9 protein-coding genes are annotated in these 12,883 nt (G+C 58.9%); 1 reads left to right on the plus strand and 8 read right to left on the minus strand.

The window, feature by feature from the left end; translation table 11 throughout:
- Positions 1-34: 34 nt before the first annotated feature.
- The 7 genes from GO988_RS16270 to GO988_RS16300 form a co-directional block, all read right to left on the minus strand.
- A complete protein-coding gene (locus tag GO988_RS16270; RefSeq protein ID WP_157567476.1) occupies positions 35-5,842 on the minus strand; it encodes a hypothetical protein in 5,808 nt (1,935 codons plus the stop codon).
- 57 nt (positions 5,843-5,899) lie between these two features.
- A complete protein-coding gene (prmA, locus tag GO988_RS16275) occupies positions 5,900-6,730 on the minus strand; it encodes a 50S ribosomal protein L11 methyltransferase (protein ID WP_157567478.1) in 831 nt (276 codons plus the stop codon).
- 96 nt (positions 6,731-6,826) lie between these two features.
- Positions 6,827-7,183, minus strand: coding sequence for a hypothetical protein (locus tag GO988_RS16280; RefSeq protein WP_317164894.1), 357 nt, complete (start codon positions 7,181-7,183; stop codon positions 6,827-6,829).
- Positions 7,184-7,286: 103 nt separating this feature from the next.
- Positions 7,287-8,054 carry a triose-phosphate isomerase gene (tpiA, locus tag GO988_RS16285; protein ID WP_157567480.1) on the minus strand — a complete coding sequence of 256 codons (768 nt, stop codon included), beginning with the start codon at positions 8,052-8,054 and terminating at the stop codon, positions 7,287-7,289.
- 343 nt (positions 8,055-8,397) lie between these two features.
- Positions 8,398-9,186 (minus strand): tryptophan-rich sensory protein, encoded by a 789-nt coding sequence (locus GO988_RS16290; RefSeq protein ID WP_157567481.1) that lies wholly within the window; start codon positions 9,184-9,186, stop codon positions 8,398-8,400.
- Between the two features lie 90 nt (positions 9,187-9,276).
- A complete protein-coding gene (gene cysK, locus GO988_RS16295; protein ID WP_157567483.1) occupies positions 9,277-10,203 on the minus strand; it encodes a cysteine synthase A in 927 nt (308 codons plus the stop codon).
- Positions 10,204-10,330: 127 nt separating this feature from the next.
- Positions 10,331-11,173 carry a serine O-acetyltransferase gene (locus tag GO988_RS16300; RefSeq protein WP_317164895.1) on the minus strand — a complete coding sequence of 281 codons (843 nt, stop codon included), beginning with the start codon at positions 11,171-11,173 and terminating at the stop codon, positions 10,331-10,333.
- A gap of 232 nt (positions 11,174-11,405) precedes the next feature.
- On the opposite strand from GO988_RS16300, the gene GO988_RS16305 reads away from it, so the two are divergent.
- Complete coding sequence (locus tag GO988_RS16305) at positions 11,406-11,717, plus strand: cupin domain-containing protein (RefSeq protein WP_157567487.1); 312 nt, start codon at positions 11,406-11,408, stop codon at positions 11,715-11,717.
- Positions 11,718-11,797: 80 nt separating this feature from the next.
- Here GO988_RS16305 and GO988_RS16310 read toward each other — a convergent pair whose 3' ends face one another.
- Positions 11,798-12,781, minus strand: a complete 984-nt coding sequence (locus GO988_RS16310) for a YheT family hydrolase (RefSeq protein WP_157567489.1) — start codon at positions 12,779-12,781, stop codon at positions 11,798-11,800.
- Between the last annotated feature and the right edge of the window lie 102 nt (positions 12,782-12,883).

Here is a 12,883-nt window from a genome sequence, read left to right on the forward strand (position 1 = left end):
TAAGATACCCCGGAGGTTAGCTCCGGGGTATCGCTTAAGAATCGCCGAAGGGGTCTTCTTCGGCATTTTTCTTCTTCTTTTTCTTCTTGGTTTCGGTAGGCGGCTCGGTACCGGGCTCCGCATTGGGGTCGGGCTCAGCCTCCTGAGCCTTTTCCTTTTTCTTCTTCTTGGCCGGCTCCTCGGTCGGGTTGGCCGTGGGGTCGGGGGTAGGCGCTGGGGCTACCGGCTTAGCTGCCGGAGGTGTAGCTGGCGCGGCTGTCGGCACGGCCGCGGGTGGTGTGGCTGCGGGCGCTTTTACAGGCGCTGCCGGTGCTGGAGCTACTGCCGGCTTGGCCGCAGGGGCTACTACTGGGGCAGCCTCGCTATCCCCAAAGGGGTCGTCACTCTTTGCCTTTTTCTTCTTCTTGGCAGGCTCGGGAGTGGGTTCGGCTGCTGGCTCAGCTACTGCGGCCTCCTTGTCCTTTTTCTTCTTTTTGGCGGGTTCAGCCGCCGGCTCGGCGGCTGGGTCCGGTGCGCTAGTGCTTTCGCTGAAAGGGTCTTCTTTGCCCTTCTTTTTCTTCTTACTGGTATCAGGAGCTGGCTCGGGGGCAGCGCTTGGGTCGTCGGCGAAGGCGTCGTTGGCTTTGCCTTTTTTCTTTTTCTTATTGGTATCAGCCCCAAACTCAAAGTTACCCGTTGATACCGGCGCGGCTGGGCGCGCGGCCAGCTTACCCGACTTGCCCTGGTAGTCGCGCTGGAAGTGCGAGCGGAACCGGTCCACATCTTCAAACTCGCCCAGGAACACACCATACTCCAAGGCCGTCTCGATGCTGCCCTTCTGCTTACCCCCCACTTCGCCGTCGAAGGCTTCGTTGGATGACTTAGTGAGCAGCACGTTGTTTGCGTAGCGGAAGTAGTACCAAGTTTGCGGTTCGGCCTCCACGTACACCTCCACGAGGTCCATCGAATTGTCGCGTTTGATTTCGACATAGCCCTCTACCAGCGCGTTGAGGCCCTGCTTGCCCACGCCGGCGAGGCCAATTTTACCTTCCGAATACCAAGCCTTCTGCTTAGGACTCCAGCGTAGGTTCACCTTGCTGAGCGTGAGCGTATGGAGCAATTTGGGCGAGAGGGTGCCCAGCGGTGTAGGCGCGGCGCCGGGGCGGCGGTTATTATATACCTCTACCCCTTTATTACCAGCGAACTGCGCAATATTATACAGCTCCTCATTAGAGCCGTTAAGAGCTTCGGGCGAATTTTTAGTCACTGCCGCTAGGCTGCTAGCCATAGCTTCGGTGGCCTTACCGGGCAGGGCCATGTCAATGCCCAGCAGCGCCTGCACCTGGTAGCGGGCGCTATCGGGGTTGGCTTTGCCTACCCCGCTGGCCGCAATACCATAATTCTTGGAGTTCGTGATAAAACCCATAGGGCCGCGGAAAGCCATTTGGTTAGTCGCCTCGCTGTAGGTCAATACAGCTCCTTCGTACTGGCTAGGGTCGGAAAGGTCTTGGCGGGCAATGCTGTATTCACCCTTCTTAGTATCGTAGCGCAGGGTGCCATCCACCTCAAATAGTGTAACGTCGGTGGTGGCGGTTTTGGGCCCGGCATAGAGTGGGTAAATCTTGTTATCTGCATCCGACACGTAAAGCCCAGTAGTAAGCGCCGTGCCGTCTTCCGACTTGAGGTCGCGCAGGTTAAGGGCAATATTCTTCGGGTCGATACTGTCTTTCACCGCAAACCAGTCGGCCGTAGTAGGGCCCACAGTTTTGCCAAATTGCAGCTGTACTTGGCCATCAAATACCAGCCCGCGCTTCTGCGAGTTCAGGTTAATGCCCCCACGGAAACCAATGCGCGGCGCCAGCTGGAATTTTTGATTGGCCTCTACATTGGCCGTGGCCGTGGTAGCGAGGCTAGGCGTGGCAGTGGCCACAGCGGCAGGTTTGCGGCGCAGGCCAAAGCGCTTGCGGCCCGTAGAGGAAGCCAGCAGCGAGGCCGAATCAGACTGGAAATTGCTGAATTTCAAGGCTATCGAATCACCGGTGGCGGAACGCGACATGTATTTAGCGTCGCCGCTAAATGCATCGCGCGAAGCAATAGTGATGTTGCCGCCCGACAGCTTATGGAATTTACCCAGCGAGTCGAGCAGCACCTTGGCGCGGTGGAAGGCTTGCATTTTGCCGCCGCCTGCCACCACCACCCGGCCCGAATCGGGGATAATCCAAGCATCGGCCGCCGCCACGTAGGGTACGCCTTTGGCTTGCAACTGGTACTTGGTCAGGTCGTAGGAGGCTGCTTTGGCCCGGAACTTCAGCCCATTCTGCTCGGGGCGCGTCGAGGCGAAATACGAGCGTGCCGAATCGGCACCCGTAGCCCGTAGCAACACGCGCTTCTTTTTGAAATCCCAGCGCCCGCCACTAAGTGAGGTGCGGAAGTCGGTGTACGGCAAGTCGATGCTGGCCTTGCTCCCCTCCTCTCGCTTAAATTCGGCGTAGCCGTTCTTGAGGTCGTAGGTAAAGTTCACGTCGTTGGCCGTGAGGGCTGGTTTGCCCGCCTGCGCCGACTTCACACTTAATAAGCCTTTGCGGCCCGAGTACGAATCGTTCTTAAAGGTCATATCGCCCGAACGCACGTAGCTCTGCGGGCCATCCAAACGGCCATCGCCGCCCAGCGCCTTAGGCGTGAGCAGCAACGAGCCCTTAAACGTATGGTCGGCATACATTTTCACGGGCGCGCCGCCAGTGGGGGTTTGCAAACGCAGCGAGTCGGAACTCGCCTCCCAGTTGATGAGGTAGCCCGGCGGCATTGTCACCTTCGGGAAGTTGGGGCCCGCCGCAATGGTGCCGGTTTTGCCTTCGCCAGTTAGCGAGTCGCCGTACATCACAAAGCGGTCGCTCTGAAGCGTGGCGCCGAGGTACGTCATAGTACCGCTCGACTGCAAGCCTTGGGCATTGAGCTTCACTTTGGCACCACCTGCCAGCCGGCCTTTGCCACCGTAGAGGGGGTAGCCCGCCGCCGGCACCGTGTGCACAAAACCTAGCGAACCGTCTTCCTGCGTGGTGAGCGCCGTTTTGATGGGGGGTAGGGCCTTGCTGTGGAATACGCCCACGAAGCCGCCCCGCGACTTGCCCGTACCCATCGAGTCAAACTTGAAGGGGGGCACGTCGAAATAAGTAGTCGAGTCGTAGGCGCCACCCAGCACGTCGGGCTTGTTGAAATACACATAGGCTCCCGAAGTTGAGTTGAACGACGGATACTTCGCCAGCTTCTTGCGGCCCGAACGGTTTTTGGGGTCGTTCAAGTAGAAGCGGCCACTCTGCGAGTTACCCTTATTACTTAGGGTAAAGTCGCCGGGCCGGTGCTCGGTATCGGTTTTGCCAGCCGTTTTTTTCGCCTTGCTTCGAATAGTCAGCGAGTCGATATGCGGCATATCGATGTAGTAGCCGTCATAGTCAAATTGAAAATCACGCCCCTTAAATCCGTATATCGACGTTTTCACCCGCCCGCCAAACCGCAGGTTGCGGTTGCGCTCGATGCGTACAATGCCGCTGTCGGGCCGCACGATAACCGGCACCGATGCCGAATCGTCGGTAAACGTAAACTGGTTTACACCACGCACCAGCAGTTGGTTATTCGCCAGATTGAGGGTAGCGCTGCGCCCTGAGCCCGACAAGGATTTCAGCAAAATATGGTCGTAGTCTCGCTTTTCGCGGGCAGCCCCGACGTAGTTACGGGCTTTGCGCAGCAAAATCACCTCGCCAGTTTGGGGCTGAATATCAACGTAGCCATCGCGGGCCAGCCCGCTCACCGCCGTGCGCAAGTTCGACTCGGAGGTTTGGGTAGCCTCCGCCACATCGTGCACGTTCAGCACGTTGGCATTGCCGTGGGTAGCGCTGTAGCCCAGCAGCATTTGCAGCGGGTGCAGATGATTGATGCTTTTCATCTGCTGGTAGCGCGTGTTAGAGAAGAAGTTCTTGCTCTCAAAATCAGCCGATACCTGTGTGGGCGACGTGATAATGCTGAAGTCCATCTTCGGGTCTTTTAGGTTCCACACCAGCATTTGCGCTCGAATATCGACTTGGTGGTACGAGTCGGAGTAAGGCGTAGTGTGGTACATGCCGTCCTCGTAAAGCAGCTTGAGCTGCGCCTGTTTTTTCAGGTATTTCAGTGCTACCCCCGGGTGCGTAATGGAGTCGCCGGTGCTGGCGTAGAGCGCCACGGCCGCCCGGCCCGCCGTAATTACCGAGTCGCTGAGCACGTAGTTGCGCGAGGCCGCCCGGAAGCGCGTTTTGCCCTCCTGGCTTACTGTGAGGTGCGAAAGCGAACCATCGAGCGCAGCCGACAAAATGCGCGAACCAGCCATCGAAAGCCCTCCCTGGTATTTAATACCAGGCCCCAAATCCTTAATGCGCACATCATTGGTGAGCGAAATAAAGCGCGGGTAACTCGACTCGGTTGCGCCGGGCTTGCGGCGTACGCTCTTGTAGCTAAGCGCCCCCTTCACGGGAGCTTCTAGCAAAAATGGATAAGTCAGCGTCACGGGCTGGGCCGTGAATTCGGGTTTGCCCAGGTCGAAGTCGAAGCCCGCCAGGTCGGCCGTTACGGGGTTGCCTTTCACCGTCCAGGCCACCTGCCCGCCCGTGGCAATAAAGCGGCTGCTGGTTGGGGCCACCGTGCCGCTCACCTTGTGCAGCACGAGGGAGTCACCGGATGTAGACATCACGATGTCTGCATCTTTCAGCTCTACTACTGCACCAGTCGCGGGCGGGGGGTAGTAGGCGTCAAACGCCGCGCTGGGCGAAGGCACAAAGGGTTGGTTAGCTTGGTCGAAATCGGCAGTGCTGGGGGTAGGGCTGGCTGGTTTAGCAGCAATGGGTTTGGCGGGCGCAGCCTTGGCCGGAGCCTTCGCCACAGTTTTAACGGGCGCTTTTTTCTTAGGGGCTGGGGCGCCCCAACCATCGTCGCTGCTACCCCACCCGTCATTGGCAACTGCTTTTTTCTTGGGCGCCGGAGCGCCCCAACCGTCGTTGGCGGTGCTCCAACCATCATTTTTGCTGGCAGACTTGCTGCCGCTCGACCACATATCGGCCGTATCCCAGCCGTCGCTGGCGCGTTTTTTCTTGGCTGCTGGCTTAGGCTTGGGCGCCGCCTTGGCTACGGGTTTAGCTGCCGAGGCGGGCTTGGGCGCTGGTAGCGGCTCGGGCTTAGCGGGGGCCGCCGGCGCATCAAACGTCGCGTTGGGGTCAACGACTGGCGCCGCTTTGTAGGCGAAAGCCAATTGCCCGCCCACTACCCGCAGCGAGTTGAAGCCCGAGCGGTAGAGCGAGCCGCCGTTGAGGAGCTTAGCGGTGGCCAATAGGTATTGCTCTAAGCCAGCATTGGCGTCCTTCTCCACCGATTGGCTTACCGCATCGAGGTACTGGTCTACCTGCGTATCTGTCAGCTTCGCCTTGTTTTTGCCCCCTACAACCGCACTATAAAAAGCCGTAAGGTGCGGAATAGGTCGCATTTTTTTGTCCAACATCTTCTGCGACAACCCTGCAATGGCTGCCTGCTGGCTTGCCGTAAGCTGGTTGCTACCCCACAACTGCCGCAACTGGTCGCCCAAGGTTTTGGCCCCGGCATTGTTGGTCGCCAGCATCATGCCCTGCACATCCAGAATAAATTGGGCGGGTTCGGCCGAAAGGTGCCCCGTAAACCGTTGCACCGACACCTGGCCAGGCCGCACGCTGCCCGCGGTGCGGCCATCGGTAGGAGTGGAAGCTGGCTTAGCAGCCGGCGAGGGGGTAGGCGGCTTGGCCGTTTGCGCATGGGCAGGCAGCCAAGGAAGAGAAAGACAGAAAAAGACGGCGAGAAGTCGCTTCATATAATAGGACAAAAGCCAGAAAAACTGGCATAGCAGCCCCAGCGACGCCGGAGCAGCCTACAATTTCGTAAAAATTGCTGAAACCCAGCTGCGCAACGTGCGGTGGCGCTCGTAACGGAGGCCCTGGCGGGTAGCCTCTGCCGTGATTTTAGCTAAATCTTCCTCGTAAAACCCGCTGAATAAAATTGGGTTCCCGCTGGGTAGCAAGCGCGCATACTCGTGCATATCCTCGAGTAGCACGTTGCGGTTAATATTAGCCAAAATCAGGTCAAACGGTGCTTCGTCGGCCAGTGTCTCGGCCCCGCCCAGGCGGCACCCGATGGTGCGGCAGTGATTTTCGGCAGCGTTGTCGCGGGCATTTTCCACCGTCCAGGGCTCCACATCCACGGCCAGCACCTGGCGGGCACCTAATTTTTCGGCCATAATGGCCAAAATACCGGTGCCGCAACCCATGTCGAGCACGCGCTTACCTTGGTGGTCAATGTCGAGTTGGTTCTCAATCATCAGCGCGGTGGTTTCGTGGTGGCCGGTGCCAAACGACATGCGCGGCATTATCTCGATATCGTACTCCAAGCCTGCGGGCTTGGGATGAAACGGCGCCCGCACCGATACGCGCTCGGCAATAATGAGGGGCTGAAAATTCTTTTCCCACTCCGCGTTCCAGTTCTGCCGCGTGATAATGCGGTCCGAAAACGCTAGCTCGCCAATGCCCTCGTAGCGGCTCATGATTTCGGCCACCGCATCGCGGTCAAACGCGTCCTCGGTGGTGTAGGCGCAGAAGCCGGCGTCGTTGTCCTCAAAGGTGTCGAAGCCCACTTCGCCCAGCTCGGCAACCAGTATCTCGGCCAACTCGCGGGGAGCCTGCACAGTCAGTTCAATGTAATCCATTTTAAGTAATTCTAAATCATGACTTGGAATCTATAAACTGCTTATCAAGCACTTTCAACAAGGCTAATGCACAGTTCTTACTTTCTAAGTCAAACTTTAATTAGCGGTTTTGCAGCCCGCGTAGGAGCGCACTTTGGTGTAGTGAATGGCGAAATCGGCCCGGCTACGGTCAGTAGTTACATACAGTGCGTAGTCGGCAAACTCGCGGTTTTCGGCGGGGCACCACAGGCCGGCTTTGTCGGCAAAAAGCTTGTTGGTTTCGGTAAAAACCAGCAAGTCGGCAAAGGCCTCTTCGGGCTCGACGTACACCACGGCGAAGCACGAGTTACGCCGTGTTGGGTCGGTTTCGAGGTACACGGAGCCGTAGATTTTGCACGGCTCAACCGAGCCGGCTGGGGTAGGCGGCCGGCTCGGGGATAAAAAAAGCAGGAGCGAAAGCAGCAGGGAAAGCACGGGCGAGGCTAATAAGTAGGTAGGACCTTACAGAGAATAACGGGCCGGACCTACTGGCAAGAATCCCGCCCAAAATCGGGGTGCGTGCGCCGCAACAAGTATTTTAAAACGATTTCACAATCGTCACGAAGTCGCGCGACTTTAGCGCGGCACCGCCAATGAGGCCGCCATCTACGTCGGGCTGGCTGAAAATCTCGCGGGCGTTCTGGGCATTGCACGAGCCACCGTAGAGAATGGTCGTGTTCTGAGCCGCCTGGGCGTCGTAGGCTTGCGCTACCTGCTCGCGAATAAAGGCGTGTACCTCCTGCGCCTGCTGGCTGGTAGCCGTTTTGCCGGTGCCAATGGCCCAGATGGGTTCATAGGCAATCACTACCTGGTCAAACTCCTCGTTGCTGAGGTGAAACAAGCCGTCCTTCAACTGCTTGGCGATGAAGTCGAATGTTTCTTCGGCTTCGCGGGTATCTAGGCTTTCGCCCACGCAAAAGATAGGCTTCAGGCCGGCCGTCAGGGCTGCTTTCAGCTTCTGGCTCAACAGCGCATCATCTTCGTGGAAATACTGCCGGCGCTCTGAGTGGCCCAGGATAACGTATTGACAACCGATGGATTGCAGCAGCTTGGCTGATACTTCGCCGGTGTAGGCACCGCTTTCTTTCTGGTGGCAGTTCTGGGCACCCAAGGCGGGGGTAGGGCCACCGCCTAGCAAGTGCCCCACGGCGGGCAGCAGCGGAAAGGGCGGGCAAATCACTACCTGCGGGCTATCGGCGCCGAGTAGCTCGTCGTGCAGCATCTGCACAATTTCGGAAGTCAGGGCCTGCGCTTCGGGCAGGGTGAGGTTCATTTTCCAGTTGCCGGCAACAAAATTCTGGCGCATTTGCAAAGGGGATAGAAACGAAATAGAGAAGTAAAAGCCCGCGTTGGGCCGGGGCAAAAGTACGCCTTGGGGTAGCGCTTGCCCGCCCTACCCCACCCGCGGCGGCCACCCACACAAAAGCCCCACTTGGAAACCAGGTAGGGCTTTAGGCAGAAAAAGGTGAGAACAGTGGGCAGTGCCCAAGTAATAGCAAAGGTCGAGTACCCATTAACTAGCTGTCAATAGCATAAACATGCTATGCCCGGCAGCACTTTTCCAGGCTAGTACCGACTCTAAACCGAGCGTAGCAATGCCTTTTTGCGTTGCTATTTTTTAAGAACTGCGGCAAGCGGCACCCTACCCCCTACCCCATCTGCGGGCGCGGCTGCCGCTGGCGCGACCAAATGGCCAGCACTGCGCCTACGCCCAGCGCCACGGCTGCCCCGAGCGCCGTAGTGGCCAAGTGAGGGGCCGCTCCGCGCTGCGCGGCCCACGTACCCACCAGCCCCCAAGCCAGGGGGAGGGGTAGCAACGCATCGTGCCCGCGCCAAGCTAGTGCCGTGCCCAGGCCGGCCGCTACTACCACCAGCGCGTGGCTGCCGAGCAGGTTGGCGTCGGCGGGCCATTGCACCCCAGCCGCGTCGCGAAGCCCAAAAATCACGTTCAGCACCGTGGCCAGCATTATCCAGCCCAGGTATAAACTCAGGAACCAAGTAGGCCAGGCGGGTGCTTGGCCAGCTAGCACCAGTGGCCGGCTGCGGGCATAAGCCACGGCCAACAGCCCCAAAATGGCCAGCATCACCACCAAGCTTGGGCCGATGAGTTCGTAGCTGAATACCAGTGTCCAGGCGGTGGTAGCCAGCACAGCCAGCGCGAGTACCGGCGTGAGGCGGGCTACTAGCCGCGAGAACCGCTGGGCGGGTAGCAACTGCCACACCGTGTAGGCCACGAGCCCCGCGAAAATGACGCCCCAGATGCTAAACGCATACCCCGCCGGTGTGAGTAGCGTGGGATGCCGCGCCGACATGGCGCCATTGCTGAGTGCGCCCGCAGGCGGGTGGACATTATATAAATAGTTGACGTAGAGGCAGCCTGCTACGGCTGCTGGCAGCAGCCAGCGCCAGAAGCGACTGGCAGAAGTGGACGTTTCCATGCGCTAGCGTACGGTAGAAACCAAAAAAACGTCGGGCCCCAGCAAGCTGTGACCCGACGTTTTCTAATTAAGTAGGCTAGCCGTGGCTCGTTAAACGAACAAGCCTTCTACCGACAGGTAGCGCTCGCCCGTGTCGTAGCAGAACGTGAGCACTTTGCCACCTTGGGGCACATCGGCCAGCTTTTTGGCTACGGCCGCCAGGGAAGCGCCCGACGAAATGCCGCACAAAATACCTTCTTCCTGCGCGGCCCGACGGGCCATCTCAAATGCCTCGTCACGCCCTATTTGAATGGTGCCATCCAAGACTTCGCGGTGCAAATTGTCTGGCACAAAGCCCGCGCCAATGCCCTGTATGGGGTGCGGCCCCGGCGCGCCGCCACTGATGACTGGCGACAGCTCGGGCTCTACAGCAAAGGTTTTCATATGCGGAAAGTGCGGCTTGAGTACCTCCGTCACGGCCGTAATGTGCCCCCCCGTGCCTACCCCCGTAATATGGAAGTCGAAGCCGCCTTCCGGCGCATCGCGTAAAATTTCCTGGGCTGTCGTTTCGGCGTGCACTTTGATGTTAGCCGCGTTGGAAAACTGCATCGGCATCCAAGCGCCGGGCGTGTTGTCTACTATTTCCTGGGCTTTAGCAATGGCACCTTTCATGCCCTGCTCGCGGGGCGTCAGTTCGAGGTTGGCCCCGTAGGCCGACATCAGGCGGCGACGCTCGATGCTCATGCTCTCGGGCATCACCAGCGTGAGGCGATAACCCTTCACGGCGGCCACCAGGGCCAGCCCTACCCCCGTGTTGCCCGAGGTAGGCTCCACAATCAGGCTGTCTTTGGTGAGCGTACCATCTTTTTCGGCCTGCTCAATCATGCTCAGCGCAATGCGGTCTTTAATGGAGCCGCCGGGGTTTTGGCGCTCCAGCTTCACCCATACTTCTACGTCGGGCCGCTCGGCGGCAAAAAGCTTATTTAATTTAACCAGCGGCGTATTGCCGATGACGTCGAGAATGGAATTGGCTTTCATGGGGTACTGAGTGGGTGAGTAAGTAAGCGAAGAAGAAAATGAGCTAGCGTAAAGAAAAACCTAAACCCTGGCGAGCTAGCAGCCGGCCGCTGCAGCGAGGCCGGCACTACTTCATTTCTTCCTCGAATTAAATAGAAAACATGAGCTCGCCGGCCGGGTCATCTTGCCGGGCCATGTGTAGCTGGGCCCGGTGGTATACCCGCGAGTGCGAAGGGACGCTCTCGGTCAGCCACACGTTGCCGCCGATAATGCTGCGGGTGCCAATTACCGTGCTGCCGCCCAAGATGGTGGCGTTGGCATAAATAACCACGTGGTCCTCGATGGTAGGGTGGCGCTTCAGGCCCTGCAAAGCCTTTGTAACGCTGAGGGCGCCCAGCGTCACGCCTTGGTATATCTGCACGTGGGCGCCAATTTGAGCCGTTTCGCCAATGACGATGCCCGTGCCGTGGTCGATGCAAAACGCCGGCCCAATGCGCGCCCCCGGATGAATGTCAATCCCGGTTTCGCGGTGGGCGTACTCGCTTAGCAGGCGCGGTAGGCGCGGCACGCCTCGCAAGTGCAGCGCGTGGGCCAGCCGGTGCATTGCCGTAGCATAAAACCCTGGATAAGAGCTGATTATTTCGGGCAAACCTTGGGCGGCGGGGTCAGCGGCCAGCGTAGCAGCGGCATCTTGCAGCAGAGCCCCCCGCAACGCGGGCAACCCGGCAAACAACGCGGCTGCCAATACCGCTGGCGCGGCCGGCAGCCCCGGCACCAAAGTCAGTAGCGCCGCCAGTTCGGCCCGCAATTGATAAAGAGTGGCCGCTACGGCATCGGTGCTGGCCAGCGGGCGAATAGCCCGCTCTGGAAATAGCACCCCCAGTACTTGCTCGGCTAATGCACAGAAGGCAGGCCCAGGTAGGGGGGTAGGCACGGCCGCGTGCGCCCGTGCCAAGTGTTCGGCAAAGTTTTCAGCGACGGCAGTAGACACGGTAGAATCATGGCTAACGAGTAACAAATCGGCTGGCAAGATAAGAAGCGCCGTGCCAGGCCGGGTGGTATTAACCCCACCCCGCAGCCAAAGGTTTTACCTACTACAGCGGCACAACCGCTAGCCTACCCCCCTCGTTAACACAGACGAAGCCAGCCGGAGCAATTCTTCCTTTGGCTGGCCAGTTCTTTCTTAACCACTACCGTAGCCCGGTATTTTTAGCTTTTTAGTTATGTCTGTTTCCAATATCAATGCCGACTCGGCGCCGCAAGGCACCCAGGGCGAAAAGCAACTGGCCGCCGGCCACCACGTAGCCCTGCGCCTCTGGGAAAATGAGCAGCCCAGCGAACCCAAACCCCTCAGCAACCGCCCCTACGAGACTGTAGGCTATGTACTAAAGGGCCGTGCCGAGCTGCACCTCGAAGGCCAAATAACTACGCTAGAGCCCGGCTCGTCGTACCTAGTGCCCCAAGGTGCCTCGCATACCTACAAGATTTTAGAGACCTTTTCGGCCATCGAAGCCACTTCGCCTCCGGCCGAATAGCTCGCCTCATAGGAAGGGGGTAGGCCAATGGGCTTAAGCTACCGCAAGCAGCTTAAGCCCATTGGCCTACCCCCTTCTTTTTAGCCTGGCACTACGCGCGTGAAAAAATCTACGGCCCGCCGCTCCGAATAGTAGCTACCATCGGGGCGGCCTTCGGCAAAGCCTACGTGCCCGCCCGCCGCGGGCGTTTCGAGGTAAAAAAACTCGCTGGCCTCGGCCGTAGCCCGCGGGAAACACGACGGTGTTAAGAATGGGTCATTCAGGGCATTAACTAGCAAAGTAGGTACGCGAATGCCACGTAAGTATTGCCCGGAAGCCGCGTGCTCGTAGTAGGCATCAGCCGAAGCAAACCCGTGCAGCGGGGCCGTGTACTGCTCGTCAAACTGCGGAAAGTCGCGCAGGTTTTCCAATTCCGTGAGGTCGAGCTGGCCGGGCAGGTGCGCGGCTTTTACGCGCATCTTTTGGCGTAGCGAGCCCAAAAAGCGGCGCAGATATACTTGGTTTTGCCAGCGGCTAATCTGCACCGAGCTGGCCTTGAGGTCGGTAGGCACTGAAAACACGGCGGCGCGCTGCACTTGCGGCGGCACCAGCGCGGCGGCTTCTCCTAGGTACTTGAGTGTAACGTTGCCGCCGGCCGAAAAACCAGTTAAATAAACCTTGCTGTAGCCTTTTGCCTCAATAGCGTGCCGGATAACTGCCGCTAAATCGGCCGTATCGCCGAGGTGGTAGGCGCGCAACAGGCGGTTGGTTTCGCCGCCGCAGCCGCGGTAGTTCCAAGCCAACGCATCGAAGCCAGCGCGGTTAAGAGCCCGCGCCATGCCCCGCACGTAGGGCCGCTGGCTGTCGCCTTCCAACCCGTGCGAAATTACTCCTACCCTCACCGCCGGCGCCGAGCCCGCCCGCGACCAATCAAGGTCCACAAAATCGCCATCGGGCAGCTCTAGCCGCTCGCGCTGGTACTGCACCTCAGGCACCCGCCGCAGCGTGCTTGGCAAGATGGTTTGCAGGTGGCCATTGGCCAAATAAGCCGCCGGGCGATAAGTTGAAGAAGAAATCAGAGGCATATCCTGCGAATTTACTAGGCCTTTGTGAACGCTGGGCGAAGGCTAGATGCTTTAGCTAGCAGCTAGCTACTCAGCATTTTCATTCGGCGTTTGGATAAGTCA

Origin of the sequence: Hymenobacter ginkgonis (assembly GCF_009755225.1) — a bacterium.
GTDB classification, from domain to species: Bacteria; Bacteroidota; Bacteroidia; order Cytophagales; family Hymenobacteraceae; genus Hymenobacter; species Hymenobacter ginkgonis.

What these genes read in the sequence shown, in the direction of transcription:
- prmA (WP_157567478.1), bottom strand. Translation starts at nt 6,730, where the DNA reads ATGGATTACATTGAACTGACTGTGCAGGCTCCCCGCGAGTTGGCCGAG.
- GO988_RS16290 (WP_157567481.1), bottom strand. Translation starts at nt 9,186, where the DNA reads ATGGAAACGTCCACTTCTGCCAGTCGCTTCTGGCGCTGGCTGCTGCCA.
- GO988_RS16310 (WP_157567489.1), bottom strand. Translation starts at nt 12,781, where the DNA reads ATGCCTCTGATTTCTTCTTCAACTTATCGCCCGGCGGCTTATTTGGCC.
- tpiA (WP_157567480.1), bottom strand. Translation starts at nt 8,054, where the DNA reads ATGCGCCAGAATTTTGTTGCCGGCAACTGGAAAATGAACCTCACCCTG.
- cysK (WP_157567483.1), bottom strand. Translation starts at nt 10,203, where the DNA reads ATGAAAGCCAATTCCATTCTCGACGTCATCGGCAATACGCCGCTGGTT.
- GO988_RS16270 (WP_157567476.1), bottom strand. Translation starts at nt 5,842, where the DNA reads ATGAAGCGACTTCTCGCCGTCTTTTTCTGTCTTTCTCTTCCTTGGCTG.
- GO988_RS16305 (WP_157567487.1), top strand. Translation starts at nt 11,406, where the DNA reads ATGTCTGTTTCCAATATCAATGCCGACTCGGCGCCGCAAGGCACCCAG.